We start from the raw sequence: 26,103 nt of genomic DNA on the forward strand, positions 1-26,103 counted from the left end.
GCTATCGCTGCTGGTTATCCAGTGGTTTGGACTATTTGCCAACGACGAGACGGAGGAACCGTGGCCCTTCCCCAGTTGACTGATGAGCAGCGCGCTGCTGCTTTGGAGAAGGCAGCTGCTGCCCGCAAGGCCAGGGCTGAGCTCAAGGAGCGCCTGAAGCGTGGTGGCACCGACCTCAAGCAGGTTCTCAAGGACGCCGAGGACGACGAGATCCTGGGCAAGATGAAGGTGTCGGCACTGCTCGAGGCGCTGCCCAAGGTGGGCAAGGTCAAGGCGCAGGAGATCATGACCGAGCTGGAGATCGCTCCGACCCGTCGCCTCCGTGGCCTCGGCGATCGGCAGCGGAAGGCCCTGCTCGCCAGGTTCGACTTCGAGGCCTGAGCACGACAGTGGTAGCTGACGCACAAGTGTCAGAGAGCAAGACCGCAGTGCGGAGGGGTCGGCTGGTAGTACTGGCCGGCCCCTCGGCCGTCGGTAAGTCCAGCGTGGTGCGACTCCTGCGTGAACGGATGCCGGAGCTCGTCTTCAGCGTGTCCGCGACGACGCGCGACCCACGCCCGGGCGAGGTGGACGGCAAGGACTACCGGTTCACCTCTCGCGACGAGTTCCAGCGGATGATCGAATCCGGTGAGCTGCTCGAATGGGCCGAGATCCACGGCGGACTCCAGCTGTCGGGAACCCCGGCCGCACCCGTCCGCCGGGCCATCGAGCAGGGCAAACCGGTGCTGGTCGAGGTCGATCTCGCCGGTGCGCGGGCCGTCCGCGCCGCGATGCCGGAGGCTCTGCTCGTCTTCATGGCACCTCCGAGCTGGGATGTGCTGGTCGAGAGATTGACCGGCCGGGGCACCGAATCCGCCGAGGTCGTGGAGCGGCGTCTCGCGACCGCGAGAGTCGAGCTGGAGGCGCAGGACGAGTTCGACGAGGTCATCGTGAACGAGGATGTCAGCCGATCGTGCGACGAGTTGGTATCCTTGTTGGTTGGACGACCGGAACAGTCCGAGTCGACCCACTAGATCTCACATCAACTAGCCAGAACTATTTCAGGAGATACCGAGTGAGCAGCACCCCCGCAGCAGCGTCCGCAACTCCCAGCCACGGCGCCCTGCCGGCTTACGACACCCCGCTCGGCATCACCAATCCTCCGATCGACGAGCTTCTCGCCCGCACGTCGTCGAAGTACGCGCTGGTGATCTACGCGGCCAAGCGTGCGCGTCAGATCAACGATTACTACAACCAGCTCGGTGACGGCATCCTCGAGTACGTCGGCCCCCTCGTCGAGCCGGGCCTGCAGGAGAAGCCGCTGTCGATCGCGCTGCGTGAGATCCACTCCGATCTTCTCGAGCACACCGAAGGCGAGTGAGCGGAGGATCTGCCGTGCCTGAACAGGCAGCGGGCCCGGGCTCCGGGCACGCGACGGATTCACCGGAACCGGTTCTCTCGGGGGCAGCCCGCAAGCGGATCGTCGTCGGTGTCGGCGGCGGCATCGCCGCGTACAAGAGCTGTGCCGTTATCCGGGCCTTCACGGAGGCCGGTCACCACGTGCGGGTCATCCCGACGGAGTCCGCGCTCGAGTTCGTCGGCAAGGCGACGTTCGAGGCGCTGTCGGGCAACCCCGTGCACACGGGTGTGTTCACCGACGTTCCACAGGTTCCGCATGTTCGTCTCGGGCAGGAAGCGGATCTCGTCGTCATCGCGCCCGCCACCGCCGACCTCATGGCGCGGGCCGTGGCGGGACGCGCGGACGACCTCCTGACCGCGACGCTGCTCACCGCACGATGTCCCGTGGTGTTCGCTCCCGCGATGCACACGGAGATGTGGGAGCACCCGGCCACCGTCGCCAACGTCGCCACCCTGCGCGCTCGCGGCGTGACCGTGATCGAACCGGCGTCCGGCCGCCTCACCGGCAAGGACACCGGCGCAGGCCGGCTGCCCGAACCCGACGAGATCGTCGGGTTGGCGTCGCTGCTGGTCGAGCGTCCCGACGCGCTGCCTCGTGATCTCGAGGGCCGGCGGGTCCTCGTGTCCGCGGGCGGCACCCGCGAACCACTCGACCCGGTGCGATTCCTCGGTAACCGCAGTTCGGGCAAGCAGGGCTATGCCATCGCCCGGCTCGCCGTGCAGCGCGGGGCCGAGGTCACCCTCGTCTCCGGCTATACCGCCGGACTCGCCGACCCGGCCGCTGTCGACGTGGTGCACGTCCGCACGGCCGAAGACATGCGGGTCGCGGTCGCCAAGCACGCGCCCGGGTTCGACGCCGTGATCATGGCCGCGGCGGTGGCCGACTTCCGGCCGTCGACGACGGTGGCGAGCAAGATCAAGAAGGGTGCGGGCGAGCCCGACTCGATTGCACTCACCAAGAACGAGGACATCCTCGCCGGCCTGGTCCAGTCGAGGAGGGACGGCGAGATCCCGTCGAAGACCGTGATCGTCGGATTCGCGGCCGAGACGGGCGACGCCGACGGCGACGTCCTCACGTACGCGCGGGCCAAGCTCGCGCGAAAGGGCTGCGACCTCCTCGTCGTCAACGCGGTCGGCGAGGGCAAGGCGTTCGAGGTCGACCACAACGACGGGTGGCTGCTCGGAGCCGACGGTTCCGAGTCCGCGCTCGAGCACGGATCGAAGGCGTTGATGGCCAGCCGGGTACTCGACGCCGTCGACCAGCTGTTCCGGACACTCTGACGGAAAATCCGGCAGAGTTTCGGTGATTCGAAAGGTGTCACTCCCGCCGGGGTGGCGCTAGGGTCGTTCGCGGTATTACGCAGCTAAGCTGTTTTCACGTGCTGTTCAGGACAACTGTCGAGAGGGAATTCTGTGAGCCAGTCCGGTAGTCGGCTATTCACCAGTGAGTCTGTGACCGAGGGGCACCCGGACAAGATTTGTGATGCGATCAGCGACTCCATCCTCGACGCGCTCCTCACCGACGACCCGCGCGCCCGCGTCGCCGTCGAGACCCTCGTGACCACCGGACAGGTCCACGTCGCCGGTGAGGTCACGACCAGCGCATACGCCGACATCCCCAAGATCGTGCGCGACACCGTGCTCGAGATCGGGTACGACTCCTCGGCCAAGGGCTTCGACGGCAACTCCTGCGGAGTCAATGTCGCGATCGGTGCACAGTCCCCGGAGATCGCCCAGGGCGTCGACCACTCGCACGAGGTCCGCACCGGCGAACTGAGCGACGACGAGATCGACCGTCAGGGCGCCGGCGACCAGGGACTGATGTTCGGGTTCGCCACCACCGACACCCCGGAACTGATGCCGCTGCCGATCGCGCTGGCGCACCGCCTGTCGCGGCGTCTCACCGAGGTCCGCAAGTCCGGTGTCCTGCCGTACCTGCGCCCGGACGGCAAGACCCAGGTCACCATCGAATACGACGGTGACAAGGCGGTTCGCCTCGACACCGTGGTCATCTCGACGCAGCACGCCGCCGACATCGACCTCGACAACCTGCTCACCCCGGATCTGCGGGAGAAGGTTCTCGGATCGGTTCTCGCCGAGATCGACATGCCCGAACTCGACGTCTCGGACATCCGTCTGCTCGTCAACCCCACCGGCAAGTTCGTGCTCGGCGGCCCGATGGGTGACGCCGGCCTGACGGGTCGCAAGATCATCGTCGACACCTACGGCGGAATGGCCCGCCACGGCGGCGGCGCGTTCTCCGGCAAGGACCCCTCGAAGGTCGACCGGTCGGCGGCCTACGCCATGCGCTGGGTGGCCAAGAACGCGGTCGCGGCAGGCCTCGCCGACCGGATCGAGGTCCAGGTGGCGTACGCGATCGGCAAGGCGGCGCCGGTGGGTCTGTTCGTCGAGACGTTCGGTACCGAGAAGACGGATCCGGCGCGGATCCAGCAGGCCATCACCGAAACGTTCGACCTGCGGCCCGGCGCCATCATCCGCGACCTCGACCTGCTGCGTCCGATCTACGCGCAGACCGCGGCCTACGGCCACTTCGGTCGCACCGACATCGACCTCCCGTGGGAGAGCATCGACCGGGCGGAGAAGCTGCGGGCAGCCGCAGGCCTCTGATCGGTAGTCACGGCGCGACGGGCGCCGCTCCGGTAGGGGCCGTCGCGTGAGCGCGGAAAAGGTTGCGGCAGAAGTCGATCCGGTTGCCCGGGTGCTGCCGCTGCTTCCGCTTGCCCACCTCGACCGCGAATTCGACTACCTCGTTCCGCAGGACCTCGACGAGCAGGCGCGGCCCGGGGTCCGGGTGCGCATCCGGTTCGCCGGGCGTCTGGTCGACGGGTTCGTCGTCTCCCGGAACGCGACGAGCGACCATCAGGGCCGTTTCGGCTGGCTCGAACGGGTGATCTCGCCCGAGCGGGTCCTGACCGAGGAGATCACCCGGGTGGTCGACCTCGTCGCCGGCCGATATGCCGGAACCCGCGCGGACGTCCTGCGGCTCGCGATCCCGCCGAGGCACGCGCGGGCGGAGTCCGAGGCGGCGTCCGAACCCCCCGAGGTGCCGGACAGCGCGATCGAGACCGAGGCGTGGGACCGGTACGTGCACGGCGGCGCATTCCTGACCGCACTGTCGGGGGAGCGTGCCCCGCGCGCGGTCTGGCAGGCGCTCCCCGGCGAGGACTGGCCTGCGCGTCTCGCGGAACTGTCGGGGCTCGTCGCCGCCACCGGGGCGAGCACCGTCGTCGTCGTTCCCGATCAGCGTGATCTCGACCGTGTGGTCGCGGCGGTGGAAAAGCTCCTGGGCAAGGACGCGGTCGTCGGACTTGCCGCCGGTCTCGGTCCGGCCCTGCGGTACCGGCGTTGGCTGGCGGCGCTGCGCGGGACGGCCAAGGTCGTCGTCGGGACCCGGAGTTCGGTGTTCGCGCCGACGCCGCGCACCGGGCTGATCGTGGTCTGGGACGACGGGGACGACAACCATTCCGAGCCGCGCGCACCCTATCCGCACGCCCGAGAGGTGGCGCTGCTCCGCGCGTACGCCAGTGGTTGCGCGGTGGTGCTGGCCGGTCACGCGCGCACCGCGGAGGCGCAGGCCCTGGTCGACTCGGGGTGGGCGCACGACCTCGTGGCCTCCCGGGACTCGGTGCGGGCGGCCGCCCCGAAGATCACCGCACTCGCGGACAGTGACCACGCCCTGGCCCGCGATCCCGGTGCGCGCGCGGCCCGGTTGCCCGCGATCGCGTTCGCGGCTGCCCGGGAGGCGCTCGGCGCCGGCCGGGGAGTGCTGGTCCAGGTGCCCCGGCGCGGCTACGTGCCCAGCCTCGCGTGCGGCAAATGCCGGGCGCCCGCGCGATGCCGACGATGCAACGGACCTCTCGCGCTGCCGTCCGCGGCCGGCCCGGACGGGGCGGGGACGCCCGCGTGCCGATGGTGTGGCGTCGCCGACGCCGCACACCGCTGCCACGCGTGCGGAGCGAAGGCGCTGCGGGCCGTCGTGGTCGGTGCCGGACGGACCGCCGAGGAACTGGGTCGCGCGTTTCCCGGGGTGCCCGTCCGGATGTCGGGGGGCACGGACGTCGTGGACGAGGTGAAGCAGGGTCCCACCCTCGTGGTGTCGACGGTCGGGGCCGAACCGGTGATGCCGGGCGGCTACGGCGCGGCGTTGCTGCTCGACGGCTGGGCGCTGCTGGGCCGTCCCGACCTGCGCGCCGCGGAGGAGACGCTGCGCCGGTGGATGACGGCGTCGTCGCTCGTGCGGCCGTTCGCCGAGGGCGGTCAGGTGGTCGTGGTCGCCGATTCGGGGATTCCGACCGTGCAGGCGCTGGTTCGCTGGGATCCGGTCGGTCATGCCCGTGCGCAGTACGAGGAGCGGGCCGAAGTCGGATTTCCGCCCGCCATCCACCTCGCGGCGATCGACGGCAGTGCGAAGGCGATCGCCGATCTCCTGGACCTCGCCGACCTGCCGGCGAATGCGGAATTGCTCGGCCCGGTCGAGTTGCCTGCGGGGGAGCGGCTGCCGTTCTCCGGCGACGCGCCCGAGCCCGCGGACGTGGAGCGCATGCTGATCCGGGTGCCGCGGGGCGAGGGGAAGCCTCTGGCCAAAGCGCTGGGAGAGGCGCAGTCGGTGCGCAGTGCGCGCAAGGACTCGCAGCCTGCCCGCGTCCAGATCGACCCCATTCGCATCGGCTAGTTCGGCCCCGGGGTGACCAGAAGGAATGGCAAGGAAATTATCCACTCCCTGCCACTCTCAACATATAACGCACCGGGGGCCTTGCGGCAAGACCCGGGTCGTGCCGCAGAATCTCCCACCGAAGCCAGGACCAGCGGAAATCGGTATTCGCGGCATACGTGTGGGGGTTTTCATGATCGACGTGATCGTTGCGGGCAGCGGACCGACCGGGTTGATGCTGGCCTGCGAGTTGCGGTTGCACGGCGTTCAGGTGCTCGTGGTGGAGAAGGACACAGAGCCGACCAGGGTTGTCCGTTCGCTGGGCCTGCACGCGCGCAGCATCGAGATGATGGACCAGCGCGGTCTGCTGGAGCGGTTCCTCGCGATCGGTACGCAGTACCCGGTCGGTGGCTTCTTCGCCGGCATCAGAAAGCCGGCTCCCGAGCGGCTGGACACCGCACATCCGTACGTTCTGGGTATCCCGCAGACCACCACCGAGCGCCTGTTGACCGAGCACGCCACCGAAGTCGGCGTCGAGATCCGGCGCGACTGCGAACTGGTCGGCCTGACTCAGGACGAACACGGGGTGACCGCCCTGCTGGCCGACGGCACCCAGCTGCGCTCGCGCTACCTCGTCGGCTGCGACGGCGGCCGCAGCACGGTGCGGAAGCTGCTCGGCGTCGGCTTCCCCGGCGAGCCCGGCAGAGTCGACACACTGCTGGGCGAGGTGGAGCTGACCGCGCCGCAGGAGACGCTGGACGCCGTGGTGGCCGAGGTCCGCAAGACCCAGCTCCGGTTCGGCGCCATGCCGCTCGAGGACGGGGTGTACCGCATCGGTGTGCCCGCCGCAGGGGTGGCCGAGGACCGCACGGTCGCGCCGACCCTGGACGAGTTGAAGCAACAGCTGCGGGCAACCGCGGGCACCGACTTCGGCGTGCACTCGCCGCGGTGGCTGTCCCGCTTCGGCGACGCCACCCGGCAGGCCGAGCGCTACCGGGTCGGCCGGGTGCTGCTGGCCGGCGACGCGGCGCACATCCACCCGCCGGTCGGCGGTCAGGGGCTCAACCTCGGTATCCAGGATGCGTTCAACCTCGGCTGGAAACTGGCAGCCGAGGTCGGTGGCTGGGCCCCGGAGGGGCTGCTGGACAGCTACCACACCGAACGGCACCCGGTAGCCGCCGACGTGCTGACCAACACCCGCGCCCAGATGGAGCTGATGTCCCTCGAGCCGGGGCCCCAGGCGGTGCGCCGGCTGGTGTCGGAACTGATGGATTTCGAGAACGTGAACCGGTACCTGACCGAGAAGATCATCGCGATCGGGGTCCGCTACGACTTCGGCGAGGGGCACGAACTGCTCGGCCGGCGCCTACGGGACGTGGGGCTGAAGCGGGGACGTCTCTACGAGCTGATGCACGACGGCCGCGGACTACTGCTCGACCAGACCGGCCGGCTGTCGGTGACGGGCTGGGCGGGCCGGGTCGACCACGTCGTCGACGTCAGCGAGGAACTGGACGTGCCCGCAGCGTTGCTGCGACCGGACGGGCATGTGGCGTGGGTCGGTGACGACCAGCAGGATCTGGTCGGCCGGCTCCGCGAGTGGTTCGGCGCCGCTGCCGACTGAGCGCGAACGCCTCCGGACTCGGCAGGCGCAGCGCCCGCGAGTCCGGGGGCGACTTGACCACCGTCACAGAAAAGGACCTTGCCGAGTGTCAATTGACGATATATCGTTGATGCATCATCGATACAGAAGGAGGCTGATGATGGAAAACTTCCATTTCGAACACAGGGGTCCCCGACGGGACCGATTCGCGCGCGAACGGACGGGGCGGCCCGAGGGGCCCCACCGTCACGGACACCGGCGAGGCCGCTTCGGGCCCGAGGGCGATCCCGGGTTCGGCCCGGGAATGCACTTCGGCCGCGGACGCGGACGGGGTGGCAGGGGGCGGCGCGGCGATGTCCGCTCCGCGATCCTGCTGTTGCTCACCGAGGAGCCGATGCACGGCTACGAGCTGATTCAGCAGATCGTCGAACGCAGCGACGGGGTGTGGAAGCCAAGCCCGGGCTCGATCTACCCCGCGCTGTCACAGCTCGAGGACGAGGGTCTGGTGCTGATCGAAAAGGTGGCGGGCCGCAAGACCGCACGCCTGACGGACGAGGGCGAGGCCTTCGTCGAAGCGAACAAGACCGAACTCGGCACCCCGTGGGACGACGTGCGGGAGAGTGTCGGCAGGCCAGCCGAGGACCTGCGGGGTCTGATCGGGCTGCTGATGGGTGCTGCGGGGCAGGTCGCCGCCGTCGGTGACGACGAACAGGTCCGGCGTGCCGGCGAGATTCTCACCGAGGCGCGTCGCGCGATGTATCGCCTTCTCGCGGAAGACGATCAGAGCGAAGCCGGCAAGGATGACACCGACTCGTAGGGCGTCGCGACTCACCGCGGGCCCGCCGTCTCGACGCGACAGCGTGTGCACATTCTGGGAAAGTTCACGGAGATGTCACGGCGAAGTCGGGAGAGATCATGAGATTTCGGGGTGCCGGTGCGGTCGTCGCGGGTGTTGTCCTGCTGATGTCCGGCGCAGTGTCCACCGCCCATGCGGACGACGCCTCACCGCCCCAACCCGTCGTGCCCGCCACGGCCGGGCTTCCCCAGACCGGACGTAGTGCCGCCGCCGCATATGCGCACGAGCACCCGGGCACCGCGCCCGCGGGATCGAACGACTTCTCCTGCACACCTTCCCCGGACCACCCCGAGCCGGTGGTGCTCGCACACGGCACCGACGCCAGCGCCTACGCGGACTGGGCCGCCCTGTCGCCGATGCTCGCCGCGGACGGCTACTGCGTGTTCGCACTCAACTACGGCGGAGCGCCGGGTGCCGATACGTACGGCACCGAGGACATCGTCGCGAGCGCGGAGCAGTTCGGCCGATTCGTCGACCGGGTCCGCGACGCGACCGGCGCCGACAAGGTCGACACGGTCGGATACTCGCAAGGTGCGAACGTCACGCGGTACTACGTCAACAAGCTCGGCGGCGCCCCGTTCGTCGACCACTGGGTCGGACTGGCGTCGCCCAGCTACGGGGGAGTGATGTACGGCCTCGTTCCGATCGTCCAGGCGCTTCCCGGCGGACCGGATTTCGCCCGCACGGTGACATCGGTGGCCGTCAGCCAGCAGATGCAGGGCTCGCCGTTCATGAACGCCCTCAACGCGGGCGGTGACACCGTGCCCGGTGTCGCGTACACGACGATCGGGTCTCGGTACGACGAGATGATCCAGCCGTACACGAACATGGCGCTCCACGGCGCCGGGGCCGACAACATCCTGATCCAGGATCGATGCCCCCAGGACGGCACCGGACATTTCCAGGCGCCCTACGATCCGTTCGCGCTCGACCTCGTCCGGGCGGCGCTCGACCCGGACGCGACTCCGCTGGCTCGTTGCGAGTTCGTCCCGGTCGGTGCGGGTATTCCGCAGGTGATTCTCGACAGCAACAGATAGACCCACGAATGAGGCGGGGAGCCGTGCGCTGTACGGCTCCCCGCTTCCTCGTGTGTGTGCTACTCCGCCAGTTTCGCGGCGGCCTGCGCCCACAGGAAGTACTTGTCGGTGCCGAGGTCCTTCACGGTCTCGATGTCGAACGCGGCCGCGAGGTGTTCGGCGTCGGAATCGCTCACGCCCTGCAGGGCGGCGACGGGGGCACCGGCCTCGGAACAGTCAATACCCGTCCGCCGTCGCTGTGTGCGGTTCTGCGGAATCGATTCGCCGACTGTTCGCCGAGTGTTATGGCCCGGGGCCGACTCCCTAGACTGGTCGGCACATCGTCGATCAAAGGGGAGCTTTCTTCGTGAGTATCGTTTCGGCCCGCGCAGCGGTCCACCGTCCGTCGTGTGGGTCGCCGACGTGCGCATAGTCTTCGCCGGAACCCCCGAGCCCGCTGTTCCCTCGCTCGAACGCCTGATCCGTTCGCCGCGCCACGACGTCGTGGCGGTCATCACCCGCCCGGACGCGGTCGCAGGCCGCGGACGCAAGGTGGTCCGTTCACCTATCGGTGCACTCGCCGACTCCCACGGCATCGAGGTGCTGACTCCCGAGCGGCCCTCGGAGCCGGACTTCCTGGCGCGTCTCGCCGACCTCGCACCCGACTGCGCGCCCGTCGTCGCCTACGGGGCGCTGCTGCCGCAGAAGGTCCTCGACATCCCGGCCCACGGCTGGGTGAACCTGCACTTCTCGCTGTTGCCGGCGTGGCGCGGGGCAGCCCCCGTGCAGGCCGCGATCGGTGCGGGCGACGACATGACCGGCGCGAGTGCGTTCCGGCTCGAGGCGGGGATGGACACCGGGCCGGTCTACGGGGTGGTCACCGAGAGGATCCGCGATTCCGATACCGCCGGGGATCTGCTGGGGCGCCTGGCCGACAGCGGTGCGGTCCTCCTGGAGTCGGTTCTCGACGGGATCGAGGACGGCGCGATCACCGCGGTCCCGCAGTCGGCCGACGGGGTGTCGCACGCGCCCAAGGTGAGCGTCGAGGCGGCCCGGATCCGGTGGGACAGAACAGCTGCCGTGGTGGACCGGCACGTCCGCTCGGTGACCCCCGCGCCCGGCGCCTGGACCATGATCGGCGATCTGCGCGTCAAGGTCGGGCCGGTCACTCCGACGGAGGAGCGACTGGAGCCGGGGGAGATCTCGGTGACCAAGGCCGGATTCCTGATCGGCACGTCCACGGTGGCGGTGCGGCTCGACCGCATCCAACCGCAGGGCAAGAAACAGATGGCCGCCCTGGACTGGGCGCGAGGCGCACGACTCGACGCGGAGGTACGGGCACAGTGAGCGAATCCAGAAGGCCTGCACGTCGCGGCCAGTCCGGCTCGGGGGCCCGCAACAACCGTCCCCGCCAGGCCCGCCGGCCCGACGCGTCGCAGTCCGGTCTCGACCAGCCGCGGCTCGCCGCGAGGGACGTGCTGCGCGCCGTCCGGGAACGCGACGCCTACGCCAATCTCGTGCTGCCCGGGCTGCTGCGTGAGCGGCGCCTGGACGGACGTGACGCGGCCCTCGCCACGGAATTGGCCTACGGCGCCGCCCGCGCCCGCGGGCTCCTCGACGCCGTGATCGCCGACTGCGCAGGCAGGCCGATCGCGGAGATCGACGGACCGCTCCTCGACGTCCTCCAGCTGGGCGCCTACCAGCTGCTGCGCACCCGCGTCGCCCCGCACGCCGCCGTCGCCACCTCCGTCGATCTCGTGCGCGCGGAGGCCGGCCCGGGGAAGGCCGGCTTCGTCAACGCCGTGCTGCGCCGGGTGTCGGAGCGGTCCGAAGCGGAATGGGTGGAGCGCCTCGCCCCGGCCGACCCGGTGGGGCGGCTGGCGTTCGAGCATGCGCATCCCACGTGGATCGCGCAGGTGTTCGCCGACGCGCTCGGTGCCGACGCCGGCGAACTCGAGGACGTCCTCATCGCCGACGACGCCCGGCCGGTGGTGCATCTCGTCGCCCGCCCGGGGGAGATCTCGTCGGAGGAACTCGCGCTCGCCACCGGCGGCGAGGTGGGGCGCTACTCGCCGTACGCGGTCTATCTGGACGGCGGCGACCCGGGGCTGCTCGACGCCGTCCGTGAGGGGCTCGCAGGAGTGCAGGACGAGGGCAGTCAGCTCGTCGCCCGGGCGCTGTCGCTGGCACCGCTGGACGGTCCGGACGCGGGCCGCTGGCTCGACCTGTGCGCGGGCCCGGGCGGCAAGGCGGCCCTGCTCGGCGCCCTCGCCGGAATCGAGGGCGGACGCCTCGACGCCGTGGAGCCGGTGGAACACCGCGCGGACCTGATCCGCAAGACGACGAAGGAACTCCCGGTCGACGTGCACGTCGCCGACGGGCGGGATCCCGGGCTGGCGGGCGGGTACGACCGCATCCTGGTCGACGCGCCGTGCACCGGACTGGGTGCGTTGCGCCGACGTCCGGAGGCGCGGTGGCGCCGGCAGCCGTCGGACGTGGCTGGTCTCGCGAAACTGCAGCGCGAACTCCTGGCGTCGGCCGTCGAGTTGGTTCGTCCGGGCGGCGTGATCCTCTACGCGACGTGTTCGCCGCACCTGTCCGAGACGGTGGCCGTGGTCGCGGACGCGGTGCGCCGCTACGGGCTCACGGCACTCGACACGCGTGAGCTCGTTCCCGGTGTGCCGGGTCTGGGAGACGGTCCGGGAGTCCAGCTCTGGCCGCACCGGCACGGCACCGACGCGATGTTCATGGCTGCGTTGCGCAAGCCGTAGGGCGGGGGCGTCCCCGCTACCTGGACATCTGCCCGACTCCTGGTAGAACCTGTTCCACTTTTACGTGAAACGTGTTCTAATTCTTCTCGCGACAGAGACGTACGTCACGAAGCGAGTGGAGGACTTCAGATGAATCGGGTAGCGGGGAAGGTCGTTCTGATCACGGGAGCGGCGCGGGGTCAGGGGCGTAGTCATGCAGTGCATCTCGCCGACGAGGGCGCCGACATCATCGCCTTCGACCTCTGCGAGGACATCGCATCCAACGAATACCCGCTGGCGACCGAGGCCGATCTCGCGGAGACGGGACGGCTCGTCGAGAAGGCGGGGCGCCGGGTCGTGACCGCCAAGGTGGACGTGCGCGACCGCGCGGCCCTGCAATGTGAACTCGACGCCGCCGTCGCGACGCTGGGCCGGCTGGACGTCGTGGTCGCCAATGCCGGGATCGCGCCTCTCGGGAACGACGTGCCCGTCGAGGGATTCGTCGATGCGTTCGACGTCGACTTCGTCGGAGTGATCAACACGATTCACTCCGCCCTTCCGCACCTGGACGCCGGCGCGTCGATCATCGCGACGGGATCGGTGGCCGGGCTGGTCCCGCAGACCGGTCTGAACGGCCAGCAGGCCCTGCAGGGGCCGGGCGGCGACGGCTACGGTCTCGCCAAGAAGATGCTGTGGACGTACACCAACTCGCTCGCGCTCACCCTGGGCCCGAAGTCCATCCGCGTCAACGCGATCCATCCCACGAACTGCAACACGGACATGCTGCAGAGTCCGCCGATGTTCCGCACGTTCCGCCCCGACCTGGAGAACCCGACCGCCGAGGACGCGAAGGTCACGTTCCCGTTCATGCAGGCCATGCCCACCCCGTGGGTCGAGCCTGAGGACATCTCGCACGCGGTGGTGTTCCTGTCGTCGGACGAGTCCCGGTTCGTCACCGGTCAGCAACTCCGGGTCGATGCGGGGGCGGGCCTCAAGCTCGGCGTCTGACGCCGATCCGATGAGGGTCCGGGCCGGTGTGCGGGCGCCGTCCGGGCCCTCGCCGTTCGCGTCAGGTCTGGTCGAACTGCTTGCGCAGCTTCGCCGGTGCCTTGATCCGCCAGGCATCCTGCAGCAACTCGGTCAGCTGCGGAACGTCGACGTTCTCGAGGTCGACGAGGATCGAACTGTGACCGCCGTAGTGCGGAGTGGTGTAGAACGGTGCGCCCTGGGCCAGCAGGGCCGCCTTCTCGTCGAGGTCGCACATCACCACCAGGCCCCCGTCCGACTCGGCCCGCAACCGGGCGAGCAGCTTGCCCGCCACCTTCAGAGCCGGGGTGCGGTACGACGTGCTCTCCTGCACGTCCGGCAGGGCGACACCGATCGCCACGACGTCCGTCCAGGTCGGCATGAGCCCAGTATGGACCGCGGGACCCGGCCCCGGCACGCGTACGACTAAACTGCGGCCCGTGGCAACCCCGATGATCGCACCGTCCATTCTGTCTGCCGATTTCGCGCGTCTCGCCGAGGAGGCGGACGCCGTCGCCGGTGCCGACTGGCTGCACGTCGACGTGATGGACGCACATTTCGTGCCCAATCTGACGCTCGGCCTTCCCGTCGTGCAGAGCCTGCTCGCGGCGACGGACATCCCGCTCGACTGCCATCTCATGATCGACGACCCCGGCCGCTGGGCGCCGCCCTACGCGGAGGCGGGCGCGCACAACGTCACCTTCCATGCGGAGGCGACCGACGACCCCCGGTCCGTGGCCCGTGACATCCGCGCCGCCGGCGCCAAGGCCGGTCTCAGCGTCAAGCCCGGCACGCCGATCGAGCCGTACCTCGAGATCCTGAAGGACTTCGACACGCTCCTCGTCATGAGCGTCGAGCCCGGCTTCGGTGGTCAGTCGTTCATCCCCGAGGTGCTGTCGAAGGCGAAGGCGGTCCGCCGACTCGTCGACTCGGGTGAGCTGAGACTGGTCGTCGAGATCGACGGTGGCATCAACGCCGACACCGTCGAGGCCGCTGCCGAGGCGGGCGTCGACTGCTTCGTCGCCGGGTCCGCCGTCTACGGGACGAGCGATCCCGCGGAGGCCGTGCGCGCCCTGCGCGCCAGCGCCGCCAAGGCGTCACCGCACCTGAGCCTGTCGCGGTAACGGCGCTCCGGCACATCGTGAACTCCCACGTGCGGCACGAGAATTCGGCGGCGGACCTCGACGCCGCGATGCAGATCGCCATCGGCGCCGCGGAGTCGGCGCGCGGATTCACCAGCCCCAATCCGGCGGTCGGCGCAGTGGTCCTCGACGCCGCGGGACGCATCGCCGGTGTCGGGATGACGCAGCCTCCCGGCGGTCCCCACGCGGAGGTCGTCGCACTGCGGGAGGCGGGGGACGCTGCACGCGGCGGCACCGCCGTCGTGACGCTGGAACCGTGCAACCACCACGGCCGGACCGGGCCGTGCTCGCAGGCGCTGCTCGATGCCGGTGTGGTTGCGGTGCACTATGCGGTGGGTGATCCGAACCCCGAGGCCGCGGGCGGCGCGGAAACCCTCATCTCGGCGGGTGTCGAGGTGACGTCCGGGCTGCGGGCCCAGGACGTCGAACGCGGGCCGCTCCGGGCCTGGCTGCACCGGCAGCGCACCGGACGGCCGCACGTGACCTGGAAGTACGCGGCCACCCTGGACGGGCGCAGCGCCGCCGCCGACGGCACCAGCCAGTGGATCACCGGTCCCGAGGCCCGGGAACGCGTCCACGCCGACCGGGCGAAACTGGACGCGATCGTGGTCGGCACCGGGACGGTGCTCGCCGACGACCCGCGGCTGACCGCCCGGATGCCCGACGGATCGCTCGCGGCCCACCAGCCGGTGCGCGTCGTCGTCGGACTCGGCGACATCCCGGCGGACGCCCGGGTCCTCGACGACTCCGCGCCCACCCTGCTGCTGCGCACGCACGATGTGGACGAGGTCCTCGCCGCACTCGCCGAGTACACCGATGTGCTGCTCGAGGGCGGGCCCCGGCTGGCGGGCGCATTCCTCGCCGCGGGCCGGGTCGACCGCATCCAGGCGTACCTCGCCCCGCTGATCCTCGGCGCCGGCACGTCCGCGGTCGCGGAGGCAGGAGTGCACACGATCGACGGCGCGCTGCGGTTCCGTCACGAGTCGGTCGAAACAATCGGCTCCGAGCTGTTGTTGAGTCTGGTTCCAGCAGTGTCCGAAAACCCTGACAGTCACCGAACGTAGGAGAAGCCACAGTGTTCACCGGGATCGTCGAAGAATTGGGTGAGGTCGTCGCCAAGGAGGAACTGGCCGACGCCGCACGGTTCACCGTCCGTGGTCCGGTCGTGACTTCCGACGCGTCACACGGGGATTCGATCGCGGTGAACGGTGTGTGCCTGACCGTCGTCGAGGTGCTGGCCGACGGCTCCTTCACGGCCGACGTCATGCAGGAGACGCTGAACCGGTCGAGCCTGCAGAAGATCGACGTGGGCAGCCGCGTCAACCTCGAGCGTGCCGCCGCCCTGAACAGCCGCCTCGGCGGCCACCTCGTCCAGGGCCACGTGGACGGCACCGGGCACATCATCAGCCGCAGCCCGTCCGAGAACTGGGAGGTCGTGCGCATCGCGCTGCCCGACGCCATCTCCCGGTACGTCGTGGAGAAGGGCTCGATCACGGTCGACGGTGTGTCGCTGACGGTCTCGGCGCTCGGCGGGGAACGCGGCGAGGAGTACTTCGAGATCTCGCTCATCCCCACCACGCTGCAGCTGACCACGCTCGGAGCGGCGTCCGTCGGGACGCCCGTCAACCTCGAGGTCGACGTGATCGCGAAGTATGTGGAGCGGCTGCAAGCGGCCGGCCGCTGAGTCGTACTGTTGAGGAGCATCCCACGGATGCATCCGTTGTATTCGAAGATGCCTAAGTCAAGACTTTGGAGACCGAGCACGTGACCAGGTTCGACAGTATCGAGCGCGCCGTTGCGGACATCGCCGCAGGCAAGGCAGTCGTCGTCGTCGACGACGAGGACCGCGAGAACGAGGGAGACCTCATCTTCGCCGCGGAGAAGGCCACCCCCGAGTTGGTTGCCTTCATGGTTCGATACACGTCCGGCTATCTCTGTGTGCCGCTCGACGGCGCCGACTGCGACCGCCTCGGCCTGCCGCCGATGTACGCCACCAACCAGGACAAGCACGGCACCGCGTACACCGTGACCGTCGACGCCCGGGAGGGCATCGGAACCGGCATCTCCGCGTCCGACCGCGCCGCCACCATGCGGTTGCTGGCCGACCCGTCCAGCGGCGCCCAGGACTTCACCCGGCCCGGCCACGTCGTGCCGCTGCGCGCCAAGGAGGGCGGCGTGCTGCGCCGTCCCGGCCACACCGAGGCCGCCGTCGACCTCGCCCGGATGGCCGACCTCCGGCCTGCGGGTGTGATCTGCGAGATCGTCAGCCAGAAGGACGAGGGCCACATGGCCCAGACCGACGAGCTGCGGGTCTTTGCCGACGACCACAACCTTGCCCTGATCTCGATCGCCGACCTGATCGCGTGGCGCCGCAAGCACGAGAAGCACGTGGAGCGGGTCGCGTCGGCGCGCATCCCCACCCGGCACGGCGAGTTCACGGCCGTCGGCTACCGGAGCATCTACGACGACGTCGAGCACGTGGCGCTGGTCCGCGGCGACCTGCCCGGCCCGGACGGCGACGGCAGCGACGTGCTCGTGCGCGTGCACTCCGAATGCCTCACCGGCGACGTGTTCGGTTCGCTGCGGTGCGACTGCGGTCCCCAGCTCGACGCCGCGCTGGACATGGTCGCGCAGGAGGGCCGCGGTGTGGTCCTGTACATGCGCGGGCACGAGGGCCGGGGCATCGGCCTCATGCACAAGCTGCAGGCCTACCAGTTGCAGGATGCGGGTTCGGACACCGTCGACGCCAACCTCGAGCTGGGGCTGCCCGCCGACGCCCGCGACTACGGCATCGGCGCGCAGATCCTCGTGGATCTGGGCATCTCCTCGATGCGTCTGCTCACCAACAACCCAGCCAAGCGGGTCGGTCTCGACGGCTACGGCCTGCAGATCACCGAGCGGGTGTCGATGCCGCTGCGGGCGAACGCCGAGAATCTGACGTACCTGCGCACGAAGCGCGACCGCATGGGCCACGACCTGATCGGGCTCGACGACTTCGAAGCGGGAGAAATGCTGTGAGTGGTGAGGGACTGCCGGAGCTGCAACTCGGTGAGGCGGGCGACCTCCGGCTCGCCATCGTCGCCGGCAGCTGGCACGCCGAGATCTCCGAGGCGCTGATCGCCGGCGCGCAGCGGGTGGCGGCCGAGGCGAACGTGAAGAACGTCACCCTGGTCCGGGTCGCCGGTGCCATCGAACTGCCGGTGGTGGCGCAGGCCCTGGCCCGCACCCACGACGCCGTCGTCGCGCTCGGTGTCGTGATCCGCGGCGGGACGCCGCACTTCGAATACGTCTGCGACGCCGTCACGGCCGGTCTGACCCGGGTCTCGCTGGACGAGAGCACCCCGGTCGGGAACGGTGTGCTCACCACGGACACCGAGCAGCAGGCCGTCGACCGCAGTGGCCTGCCCGGCTCCGTCGAGGACAAGGGCGGTCAGGCGTGCGCGGCCGCGCTGGACACCGCAGTCACGTTGGCGCGACTGCGCCGCGCCGAGGAGTCCTTCGTATGATCCGGATCCATCCATGACCACTCCCGAATCCGAGTGGACACTCGTCGCGACGCCACGCAAGTCGCGTCGATACGCCATCGGTGTCGCGATTCTTCTCGTCGTCGTACATGTGACGTTCGCAATCCTGCTGCGCGGCGATTCCACGGGCGTGTACTTCCGGCTCGCCGACCAGCTGGCGTTCGCGGGAATCGGCTGCCTCCTCGCGGCAGCCGTCCTGCTGCTGACCCGGCCCCGGTTGCGGGTCGGGCCCCGCGGCATCGCCGTCCGCAACGTCCTCGGGGAGCGCATCGTCGACTGGGACCTGTACGAGGGGTTGTCGTTCCCGGACGGCGCGGCGTGGGCCCGGATCGAGCTGCCCGACGACGAATACCTGGCTGTGATGGCCATCCAGTCGAACGATCGCGAATACGCCGTGGACGCCGTCGACCGCTTCCGCGCACTCGCGTCGGAGTACGCACCGTCCTGAACCGGGGGTCGGCCCTCCGCGACGTCGCGGATGCGGGGTTGGTCGGTGGCGCCGACTAACGTGGAGGGGTGCCCGATCCTTCGACATATCGCCCCGCGACCGGAACGATTCCGGTCGACCCGGGTGTGTACAAGTTCCGCGATCCGCACGGCCGGGTCATCTATGTCGGGAAGGCGAAGAGTCTTCGTTCACGGCTGAATTCCTATTTCGCCGACGTCTCGACGCTGCACCCGCGCACCCGCCAGATGGTGACCACGGCCGGCAGCGTCGAGTGGACCGTGGTGAGCACCGAGGTCGAGGCTCTCCAGCTCGAGTACAACTGGATCAAGGAATTCGATCCCCGGTTCAACGTCCGCTACCGCGACGACAAGACGTACCCGGTTCTCGCGGTCACCCTGAACGAGGAGTACCCCCGGCTGTTCGTCTACCGCGGGCCCAGACGCAAGGGTGTCCGCTACTTCGGTCCCTACTCGCACGCGTGGGCCATCCGTGAAACCCTCGACCTGCTGCTGCGGGTCTTTCCCGCCCGCACCTGCTCGGCCGGGGTGTTCAAGCGTCACAACCAGATCGGCCGTCCCTGCCTGCTCGGCTACATCGACAAATGCTCCGCGCCGTGCGTCGGACGGGTGTCCGCGGCCGAGCACCGCAAGATCGTCGAAGACTTCTGCGACTTCCTGTCGGGACGCACCGACCGGCTGGTCCGGCAGCTGGAGGCCCGGATGCAGGAGGCGTCCGAAGAACTCGACTTCGAGACGGCGGCGCGGCTGCGAGACGACGTGGGCGCGTTACGGCGGGCGCTCGAGAAGCAGGCCGTCGTGCTCGGCGACGGTACCGACGCCGACGTCGCCGCCTTCGCGACCGACGAACTCGAGGCCGCGGTCCAGGTCTTCCACGTCCGGGGCGGCCGCGTGCGCGGCCAGCGCGGCTGGGTCGTCGAGAAGGCCGGTGACGTCATCGACTGGGCCAGCGTCGATTCCGAGGCGGGATCGGACCTGCCGCTGCTCGTCGAGCAGTTCCTCACCCAGTTCTACGGGGAGCAGGCGGCGCTGTCGGGCGCGACCGACCAGGAGGCCGGCACCAGCGGCGTGCCGCGGGAGGTCCTGGTGCCCGTGCTGCCGCCCGACGCCGAACAGGTGCAGGAGTGGCTCAGCGGTCTCCGCGGCTCCGCGGTCCGCCTCCGCGTGCCCCAGCGCGGCGACAAGAAGGCCCTCGCCGAGACCGTGCAGCGCAACGCCACGGAGGCGCTGCAACAGCACAAGCTGCGCCGCGCCGGCGACTTCACGTCCCGGTCGGCGGCACTGCAGGGCATCCAGGAGGCCCTCGACCTGGATTCGGCGCCTCTGCGCATCGAATGCGTCGACATCAGCCACGTGCAGGGCACCGACGTGGTGGCCTCCCTCGTCGTCTTCGAGGACGGCCTGCCCCGCAAGTCCGACTACCGCCACTACGCGATCAAGGAGGCGGCGGGCGACGGTCGCTCCGACGACGTCGCCAGCATTGCCGAGGTCACCCGGCGACGGTTCCTCCGGCACAACCGCGACGTCGGGGTGCTACGTGCCGAAGCGGCCGGGGCGGACGCCGACCAGGTGTCGGGCGGGGACGGCGGCGACCTGGCCCCGGAGGCGGCGATCGATCCGCAGACCGGCAGGCCGCGGCGGTTCGCGTACCCACCGAACCTGTTCGTCGTGGACGGCGGAGCCCCGCAGGTGGCCGCGGCCTCGGCGGTCCTCGACGAACTGGGCATCACCGACGTCGCCGTGATCGGGCTGGCGAAACGGCTCGAGGAGGTGTGGGTGCCGGGGGAGGAGGACCCGGTCATCCTCCCGCGCACGAGCGAGTCGCTGTACCTGTTGCAGCGGGTGCGCGACGAGGCACACCGCTTCGCGATCACGTTCCACCGCAGCAAGCGGTCCCGTCGGATGACGGCGTCCGCACTCGACTCGGTCCGCGGGCTCGGCGAGACCCGGCGCAAGGCCCTGGTGACGCATTTCGGTTCCGTCGCCCGCCTCAAGCAGGCGTCCGTCGAGGAGATCACCGCGGTGCCGGGCATCGGAACGGCCACGGCGAAAGCGGTACTCACCGCTCTCGGGGCGGAGGAACCGTCTGCGGACGTCGTGGGAGTGGGGGATGATGAACCAGATCGGAACGGGCCGGGCACGGCAGAACGGAACGGCGCGGACATTCCCCGCGAACCGGTAGAACAGCACGGCCCGGCAGCACAGAGCGCTTCGCAACGGACAGGTGTCGAGTGAACGAGCAGCACGCGCAGAGTGACCGTCCACCCACGGTTCGGCCGATGGACTTCCTTCTCGTCACCGGGCTCTCCGGGGCGGGTCTGCAGACTGCGGCGAAGGTCCTCGAGGACCTCGGCTGGTATGTCGCGGACAACCTTCCCCCGGAACTGATTTCCCGGATGGTGGATCTGAGCCTGGAATCCGATTCGCGGCTCGAGCGGCTCGCCGTCGTCATCGACGTGCGCAGCCGGTTGTTCACCGGCGATCTCGGCTGGGTCCTCACCGAACTGGAGAGCAAACCCGTGCACACGCGGGTGCTGTACCTCGACGCGTCGGACGAGGTCCTGGTGCGACGTTTCGAACAGGTGCGCCGCAGTCACCCGCTGTCGGGGGGAGGCGCCGAGGGCACCCTGTCGGAGGGCATCGCCGCCGAGCGCGATCAGCTCGCGAAGGTGAAGGCCGCCGCGGATCTGGTGATCGACACGTCGTCCCTGGCCGCGCACCAGTTGCGGCAGAAGATCGAGGACGCGTTCGGCGACGCCGAGAACCGGACGATGCAGGTAACAGTCCAGTCGTTCGGTTTCAAGTACGGTCTTCCGATGGACGCCGATCTCGTCTGCGACGTCCGCTTCCTGCCCAACCCGCACTGGATTCCCGAGTTGCGTCCGCACACCGGGCAGAGCGAGGACGTGCGGGACTACGTGTTGTCGCAGGACGGTGCCGAGGACTATCTGGCCACGTATCACCACCTGCTGGATCTGACGATCGCGGGATATCGTCGGGAGGGGAAGCGCTACATGACCATCGCGGTGGGGTGCACCGGGGGGAAACATCGGAGTGTCGCGATGTCGGAGGCCTTGGCGAGCCGACTCGGAAAGGACTCCGGGCTGAACGTGCGCGTCGTCCATCGTGATCTGGGGCGCGAATGAGGCCGGTGAACCAGCCGCCTGCGATCGTCGCGCTCGGCGGGGGCCACGGACTGTTCGCCACCCTTAGCGCCGCGCGCCGGCTCAGCCGTGACGTCACGGCTGTCGTCACCGTCGCTGACGACGGCGGATCCTCGGGGCGGCTGCGCGCCGAACTGGGTGTCATCCCGCCGGGGGATCTGCGGATGGCACTCGCCGCACTCGCCGCGGACGACCCCGAGGTGCAGGACTGGACGGACACCATCCAGCACCGCTTCGGCGGAATCGGCGCCCTCGCCGGCCACTCGGTGGGCAATCTCATCCTGGCCGGCCTCACCGAAGTGCTCGGCGACCCCGTCGCCGCGCTCGACGAACTCGCCCAGTTGCTGCGGATCAACGGGCGCGTTTTGCCGATGTCGCCGATCGCCCTGGACATCGAGGCCGACGTGCAGGGCCTCGAGGCGGACCCGCGGGTCAGCCGCTGCATCCGCGGGCAGGTCGCGGTCGCGACCACCCCCGGCAAGGTGCGCCGCGTGCGACTGCTGCCGGCGAATCCGCCCGCCTGCCCGGACGCGGTCCGGGCGATCGAGGTCGCCGACATGGTCGTCCTCGGCCCGGGGTCGTGGTTCTCCAGCGTCATCCCACACGTCCTCGTGCCGGAACTCCTCGTCACGCTGATCGCCACCGCCGCGCGGAAGGTGCTGGTGCTCAACCTGGCTCCGGAGCCGGGCGAGACCGCAGGATTCTCCACCGAGCGTCATCTGCACGTACTGTCCCAACACGCACCCGAACTCACCGTCGACTTCGTCGTGGTCGATTCGGGTTCGGTTCCACCGGGGCGCGAGCGCGAGCACCTCGCCCGCGCCGCCGGACAGTTCCAGGCACGCGTCGTGTACGCCGACGTGTCGGAGCACGGCACCCACACGCACCATGCAGGAAAACTTGCGTCCGTTCTCGAACAGCTCTGGAGCGACCCCGATGCGGGGTCTAGGGGGAGCGAAGTGGCCGAGACACCAGAGGAAAGGGAGAGCGCTTCGTGGCAATGACAGCAGAGGTCAAAGACGAACTCAGTCGTCTCGTCGTCACTCATGTGAGTTGCCGGAAGGCCGAAGTCTCGTCGCTGCTGCGGTTCGCCGGGGGATTGCACATCGTCGGCGGCCGGGTCGTGGTCGAGGCGGAAGTGGATCTGGGGTCCACGGCCCGCCGGTTGCGCCGCGAGATCTTCGACCTGTTCACCTACAGCGCCGACGTCCACGTCCTCAGCGCCGGCGGGCTACGCAAGTCGTCCCGGTACATCGTGCGGGTCGCGAAGGAGGGCGAGGCCCTCGCCCGCCAGACCGGTCTCCTGGACCTGCGGGGACGCCCCGTGCGCGGGCTTCCCGCACAGGTGGTCGGTGGCAGCGTCGCCGACGCGGAAGCCGCGTGGCGCGGCGCGTTCCTGGCGCACGGTTCGCTGACCGAGCCGGGCCGGTCGTCGGCGCTCGAGGTCAGCTGCCCCGGCCCGGAGGCGGCGCTCGCGCTCGTCGGGGCGGCGCGCAGGCTGGGCATCTCCGCGAAGGCGCGTGAGGTCCGCGGCACCGACCGGGTGGTGATCCGCGACGGCGAGGCCATCGGCGCGCTACTCACCCGGATGGGCGCCCAGGACACCCGCCTCGTGTGGGAGGAACGCCGCATGCGCCGGGAGGTCCGTGCCACGGCCAACCGGCTCGCCAACTTCGACGACGCCAACCTGCGCCGGTCGGCGCGAGCGGCCGTCGCGGCCGCGGCCCGCGTCGAACGGGCCCTCGACATCCTGGGTGACGAGGTGCCCGACCATCTGGCGGCGGCCGGTCACCTCCGGGTGGAGCACCGGCAGGCGTCCCTCGAGGAACTCGGCCAGCTCGCCGACCCGCCGATGACGAAGGACGCCGTGGCCGGCCGCATCCGGCGGTTGCTGTCCATGGCGGACCGCAAGGCCAAGGAAACCGGCATCCCCGACACCGAGTCGGCCGTCACCGCAGACCTTCTCGACGACGCCTGACCGTCGTCGGCGGTCGCCTCCCGCCACCCCCGGTCCCGGACGAACGGGACGCTCGTTGCGCCAGATCGGACGAGCGTCCCGTTCGTTCGGGTCGGGGCGGCACGGAAAGGGCGCCCGGAGGTGACTGCGCGCGAGCGTGGCCCGCGCACTAGGGTAAGAGCCACATCGACCGATGAAACCTCGCGCCGACCACCCGTCGGTGGTGTCGTAGCGGCGCGGGAGCAGAGCTGCACAACCAGAATCATGCGCAAAGGAGCAGATTGTGACTGTCCGGGTAGGCGTAAACGGTTTCGGCCGTATCGGACGTAACTTCTTCAGGGCGGTGGATGCGCAGAAGGCGCTCGGAACCACCGACATCGAGATTGTGGCGGTCAACGACCTCACGGACAACGCTACGCTGGCGCATCTCCTGAAGTACGACTCGATCCTGGGTCGTCTCCCGCACGACGTCTCGCTCGAGGGTGAAGACACCATCGTCGTCGGAAACCAGAAGATCAAGGCACTCGCCATCAAGGAAGGCCCCGCAGCGCTTCCCTGGGGTGACCTGGGCGTCGACGTCGTCGTCGAGTCCACCGGCATCTTCACCGACGCAGCCAAGGCGAAGGGCCACCTCGAGGCCGGCGCCAAGAAGGTCATCATCTCCGCCCCGGCCAAGGGCGAGGACATCACCATCGTGATGGGCGTCAACGACGACAAGTACGACGGCAGCCAGAACATCATCTCCAACGCCTCGTGCACCACCAACTGCCTCGGTCCCATCGCCAAGGTGCTCGACGACGAGTTCGGCATCGTCAAGGGCCTCATGACCACGGTCCACGCCTACACCCAGGACCAGAACCTGCAGGACGGCCCGCACAGCGACCTGCGTCGTGCCCGCGCCGCCGCCCTGAACGTGGTCCCCACCGGCACCGGTGCCGCCAAGGCCATCGGCCTGGTCCTCCCGCAGCTGCTCGGCAAGCTGGACGGCTACGCGCTGCGTGTCCCGATCCCCACGGGCTCGGTCACCGACCTCACCGCGAACCTGAAGAAGTCGGCCAGCGTCGAGGACATCAACGCCGCGATGAAGGCTGCCGCCGAGGGGCCCCTCAAGGGCATCCTGAAGTACACGGACGCCCCGATCGTGTCGTCGGACATCGTCACCGACCCGCACAGCTCGATCTTCGACTCCGGCCTCACCAAGGTCATCGACGATCAGGCCAAGATCGTGTCCTGGTACGACAACGAGTGGGGTTACTCCAACCGTCTGGCCGACCTCATCGGTCTCGTCGCCAAGTCTCTCTGAGCGAAGGTCCGGTAACAGTGGCAGTTCAGACTCTCGACGATCTGCTGAACGCTGGGGTCGAGGGGCGCGCCGTGCTGGTGCGCTCCGACCTCAACGTTCCGCTCGACGGTGACCGGATCACCGATCCGGGGCGCATCATCGCTTCCGCGCCGACGCTGAAGGCGTTGGCGGAGGCGGGCGCCAAGGTCATCGTCACCGCCCATCTGGGTCGCCCCAAGGGCGAGCCCGACCCGCAGTATTCCCTCGCACCGGTGGCGGTGAAGCTCGCCGAGGTGCTGGGACGCAACGTCCAGCTCGCCGGCGACGTCGTCGGGCAGGACGCTCTCGCACGTGCCGAGGGGCTCACGGACGGCGACGTTCTCCTGCTGGAGAACATCCGCTTCGATCCGCGGGAGACCAGCAAGGACGAGGCCGAGCGGACGAAGCTCGCCAAGGCTCTGGTCGAACTCGTCGGCGACGACGGCGCGTTCGTGTCCGACGGATTCGGTGTCGTCCACCGCGCGCAGGCGTCGGTGTACGAGGTGGCCAAGCTGCTCCCGCATTACGCGGGCAAGCTCGTCGAAGCCGAGATCAAGGTGCTCGGCAAGCTCACCGAGGAGCCCGAGCGGCCGTACGCGGTCGTGCTGGGTGGGTCCAAGGTGTCCGACAAGCTCGCGGTGATCGAGGCGCTGGCCCCCAAGGTCGACACCCTCGTCATCGGTGGCGGCATGTACTACACGTTCCTGGCGGCGCAGGGCGTGTCGGTCGGCAACTCGCTGTGCGAGGAGTCGATGATCGACACGTGCAAGGCGCTGCTCGAGCAGTACGCCGACGTGATCCACATCCCGCAGGACGTGGTCATCGCCGACTCGTTCTCGGCGGACGCCGAGTCGAAGATCGTGTCGGTGCTCGAGATCCCGGACGGCTGGATGGGCCTCGACATCGGACCGCAGTCGGTTCGCCGGTTCGCGGCGATCCTGACCAGCGCGAAGACCGTCTTCTGGAACGGCCCGATGGGCGTGTTCGAGTTCGAGAAGTTCGCCGCGGGCACCAAGGGTGTCGCCGAGGCGATCATCGAGGCCACCGGGAAGGGCGCGTACAGCGTCGTCGGTGGCGGTGACTCCGCCGCGGCGGTCCGCCAGCTCGGTCTGCCCGAGGACGGGTTCTCGCACATCTCCACCGGCGGCGGCGCCTCCCTCGAGTACCTCGAGGGCAAGGAACTCCCCGGCATCGCAGTTCTGGAGGGCTGAG

General features: G+C 69.5%; 26 protein-coding genes. 24 read left to right on the forward strand and 2 right to left on the reverse strand.

Annotated elements, in window-relative coordinates:
* Window positions 1-60 precede the first annotated feature (60 nt).
* The 9 genes from mihF to RHA1_RS34950 all read left to right on the forward strand — a co-directional run bounded on the left by mihF (window position 61) and on the right by RHA1_RS34950 (window position 9,563).
* Entirely contained in the window at window positions 61-381 is a 321-nt protein-coding gene (gene mihF, locus RHA1_RS34910; protein ID WP_005262298.1) for an integration host factor, actinobacterial type, read from the forward strand.
* Between the two features lie 8 nt (window positions 382-389).
* Entirely contained in the window at window positions 390-1,013 is a 624-nt protein-coding gene (gene gmk, locus RHA1_RS34915; protein ID WP_011598864.1) for a guanylate kinase, read from the forward strand.
* Between the two features lie 41 nt (window positions 1,014-1,054).
* A complete protein-coding gene (rpoZ, locus tag RHA1_RS34920; protein ID WP_009480427.1) occupies window positions 1,055-1,360 on the forward strand; it encodes a DNA-directed RNA polymerase subunit omega in 306 nt (101 codons plus the stop codon).
* A 14-nt stretch (window positions 1,361-1,374) separates the two neighbouring features.
* Window positions 1,375-2,679 (forward strand): bifunctional phosphopantothenoylcysteine decarboxylase/phosphopantothenate--cysteine ligase CoaBC, encoded by a 1,305-nt coding sequence (gene coaBC / locus RHA1_RS34925; RefSeq protein ID WP_009480428.1) that lies wholly within the window; start codon window positions 1,375-1,377, stop codon window positions 2,677-2,679.
* A 132-nt stretch (window positions 2,680-2,811) separates the two neighbouring features.
* Window positions 2,812-4,026: a methionine adenosyltransferase gene (metK, locus tag RHA1_RS34930; protein ID WP_011598865.1), complete on the forward strand. Its 1,215-nt coding sequence runs from the start codon at window positions 2,812-2,814 to the stop codon at window positions 4,024-4,026.
* 46 nt (window positions 4,027-4,072) lie between these two features.
* Complete coding sequence (locus RHA1_RS34935; RefSeq protein ID WP_011598866.1) at window positions 4,073-6,091, forward strand: primosomal protein N'; 2,019 nt, start codon at window positions 4,073-4,075, stop codon at window positions 6,089-6,091.
* A 172-nt stretch (window positions 6,092-6,263) separates the two neighbouring features.
* On the forward strand, window positions 6,264-7,691 hold the full coding sequence (rox, locus tag RHA1_RS34940; protein WP_041812255.1) for a rifampin monooxygenase: 1,428 nt from the start codon (window positions 6,264-6,266) through the stop codon (window positions 7,689-7,691).
* 139 nt (window positions 7,692-7,830) lie between these two features.
* Window positions 7,831-8,487, forward strand: coding sequence for a PadR family transcriptional regulator (locus RHA1_RS34945; RefSeq protein WP_011598868.1), 657 nt, complete (start codon window positions 7,831-7,833; stop codon window positions 8,485-8,487).
* A gap of 98 nt (window positions 8,488-8,585) precedes the next feature.
* The gene (locus RHA1_RS34950; protein ID WP_011598869.1) at window positions 8,586-9,563 is read left to right on the forward strand and encodes an esterase/lipase family protein; all 978 of its coding nucleotides are present in this window, start codon (window positions 8,586-8,588) and stop codon (window positions 9,561-9,563) included.
* 59 nt (window positions 9,564-9,622) lie between these two features.
* On the opposite strand, the gene RHA1_RS53720 is transcribed toward RHA1_RS34950, so the two are convergent.
* Window positions 9,623-9,820 carry a hypothetical protein gene (locus RHA1_RS53720; protein WP_041812532.1) on the reverse strand — a complete coding sequence of 66 codons (198 nt, stop codon included), beginning with the start codon at window positions 9,818-9,820 and terminating at the stop codon, window positions 9,623-9,625.
* Between the two features lie 145 nt (window positions 9,821-9,965).
* Here RHA1_RS53720 and fmt point away from each other — a divergent pair, with 145 nt between their 5' ends.
* The 3 genes from fmt (at window position 9,966) to RHA1_RS34970 (ending at window position 13,300) form a co-directional block, all read left to right on the forward strand.
* On the forward strand, window positions 9,966-10,889 hold the full coding sequence (gene fmt, locus RHA1_RS34960; protein ID WP_041812534.1) for a methionyl-tRNA formyltransferase: 924 nt from the start codon (window positions 9,966-9,968) through the stop codon (window positions 10,887-10,889).
* A complete protein-coding gene (locus RHA1_RS34965; RefSeq protein WP_011598870.1) occupies window positions 10,886-12,313 on the forward strand; it encodes an RsmB/NOP family class I SAM-dependent RNA methyltransferase in 1,428 nt (475 codons plus the stop codon). The genes fmt and RHA1_RS34965 overlap by 4 nt, the downstream gene beginning before the upstream one ends.
* Window positions 12,314-12,442: 129 nt before the next feature.
* Window positions 12,443-13,300: a mycofactocin-coupled SDR family oxidoreductase gene (locus RHA1_RS34970; RefSeq protein ID WP_011598871.1), complete on the forward strand. Its 858-nt coding sequence runs from the start codon at window positions 12,443-12,445 to the stop codon at window positions 13,298-13,300.
* A 61-nt stretch (window positions 13,301-13,361) separates the two neighbouring features.
* Here the strand turns inward: RHA1_RS34970 and RHA1_RS34975 are convergent, their stop codons facing one another.
* The gene (locus tag RHA1_RS34975) at window positions 13,362-13,700 is read right to left on the reverse strand and encodes an MmcQ/YjbR family DNA-binding protein (protein WP_011598872.1); all 339 of its coding nucleotides are present in this window, start codon (window positions 13,698-13,700) and stop codon (window positions 13,362-13,364) included.
* 58 nt (window positions 13,701-13,758) lie between these two features.
* Between RHA1_RS34975 and rpe the strand changes: the two genes are divergently transcribed.
* The 12 genes from rpe to RHA1_RS35035 all read left to right on the forward strand — a co-directional run bounded on the left by rpe (window position 13,759) and on the right by RHA1_RS35035 (window position 26,102).
* The gene (gene rpe, locus RHA1_RS34980; RefSeq protein ID WP_005241758.1) at window positions 13,759-14,442 is read left to right on the forward strand and encodes a ribulose-phosphate 3-epimerase; all 684 of its coding nucleotides are present in this window, start codon (window positions 13,759-13,761) and stop codon (window positions 14,440-14,442) included.
* Window positions 14,443-14,471: 29 nt separating this feature from the next.
* Entirely contained in the window at window positions 14,472-15,524 is a 1,053-nt protein-coding gene (gene ribD / locus RHA1_RS34985) for a bifunctional diaminohydroxyphosphoribosylaminopyrimidine deaminase/5-amino-6-(5-phosphoribosylamino)uracil reductase RibD (protein WP_011598873.1), read from the forward strand.
* An 11-nt stretch (window positions 15,525-15,535) separates the two neighbouring features.
* Window positions 15,536-16,144: a riboflavin synthase gene (locus RHA1_RS34990; RefSeq protein WP_005241761.1), complete on the forward strand. Its 609-nt coding sequence runs from the start codon at window positions 15,536-15,538 to the stop codon at window positions 16,142-16,144.
* Between the two features lie 80 nt (window positions 16,145-16,224).
* Window positions 16,225-17,478: a bifunctional 3,4-dihydroxy-2-butanone-4-phosphate synthase/GTP cyclohydrolase II gene (locus tag RHA1_RS34995; RefSeq protein ID WP_009480441.1), complete on the forward strand. Its 1,254-nt coding sequence runs from the start codon at window positions 16,225-16,227 to the stop codon at window positions 17,476-17,478.
* Window positions 17,475-17,966, forward strand: a complete 492-nt coding sequence (ribH, locus tag RHA1_RS35000) for a 6,7-dimethyl-8-ribityllumazine synthase (RefSeq protein ID WP_005241766.1) — start codon at window positions 17,475-17,477, stop codon at window positions 17,964-17,966. The genes RHA1_RS34995 and ribH overlap by 4 nt, the downstream gene beginning before the upstream one ends.
* A gap of 13 nt (window positions 17,967-17,979) precedes the next feature.
* Window positions 17,980-18,432 carry a PH domain-containing protein gene (locus RHA1_RS35005; RefSeq protein ID WP_005241776.1) on the forward strand — a complete coding sequence of 151 codons (453 nt, stop codon included), beginning with the start codon at window positions 17,980-17,982 and terminating at the stop codon, window positions 18,430-18,432.
* Between the two features lie 68 nt (window positions 18,433-18,500).
* Entirely contained in the window at window positions 18,501-20,684 is a 2,184-nt protein-coding gene (gene uvrC / locus RHA1_RS35010) for an excinuclease ABC subunit UvrC (protein ID WP_011598874.1), read from the forward strand.
* Window positions 20,685-20,728: 44 nt separating this feature from the next.
* A complete protein-coding gene (gene rapZ, locus RHA1_RS35015; protein WP_050787545.1) occupies window positions 20,729-21,595 on the forward strand; it encodes an RNase adapter RapZ in 867 nt (288 codons plus the stop codon).
* Window positions 21,592-22,617 carry a gluconeogenesis factor YvcK family protein gene (locus RHA1_RS35020; RefSeq protein ID WP_011598875.1) on the forward strand — a complete coding sequence of 342 codons (1,026 nt, stop codon included), beginning with the start codon at window positions 21,592-21,594 and terminating at the stop codon, window positions 22,615-22,617. The genes rapZ and RHA1_RS35020 overlap by 4 nt, the downstream gene beginning before the upstream one ends.
* The gene (whiA, locus tag RHA1_RS35025) at window positions 22,608-23,591 is read left to right on the forward strand and encodes a DNA-binding protein WhiA (protein WP_005262275.1); all 984 of its coding nucleotides are present in this window, start codon (window positions 22,608-22,610) and stop codon (window positions 23,589-23,591) included. Before RHA1_RS35020 ends, whiA begins: the two co-directional genes overlap by 10 nt.
* Before the next feature lie 262 nt (window positions 23,592-23,853).
* Window positions 23,854-24,873 carry a type I glyceraldehyde-3-phosphate dehydrogenase gene (gene gap, locus RHA1_RS35030; protein WP_005241784.1) on the forward strand — a complete coding sequence of 340 codons (1,020 nt, stop codon included), beginning with the start codon at window positions 23,854-23,856 and terminating at the stop codon, window positions 24,871-24,873.
* 17 nt (window positions 24,874-24,890) lie between these two features.
* A complete protein-coding gene (locus tag RHA1_RS35035; protein WP_009480445.1) occupies window positions 24,891-26,102 on the forward strand; it encodes a phosphoglycerate kinase in 1,212 nt (403 codons plus the stop codon).
* The last annotated feature ends 1 nt before the right edge of the window (window position 26,103 follow it).

Origin of the sequence: Rhodococcus jostii RHA1 (assembly GCF_000014565.1) — a bacterium.
In the GTDB taxonomy this organism is placed as follows: Bacteria; Actinomycetota; Actinomycetes; order Mycobacteriales; family Mycobacteriaceae; genus Rhodococcus_F; species Rhodococcus_F jostii_A.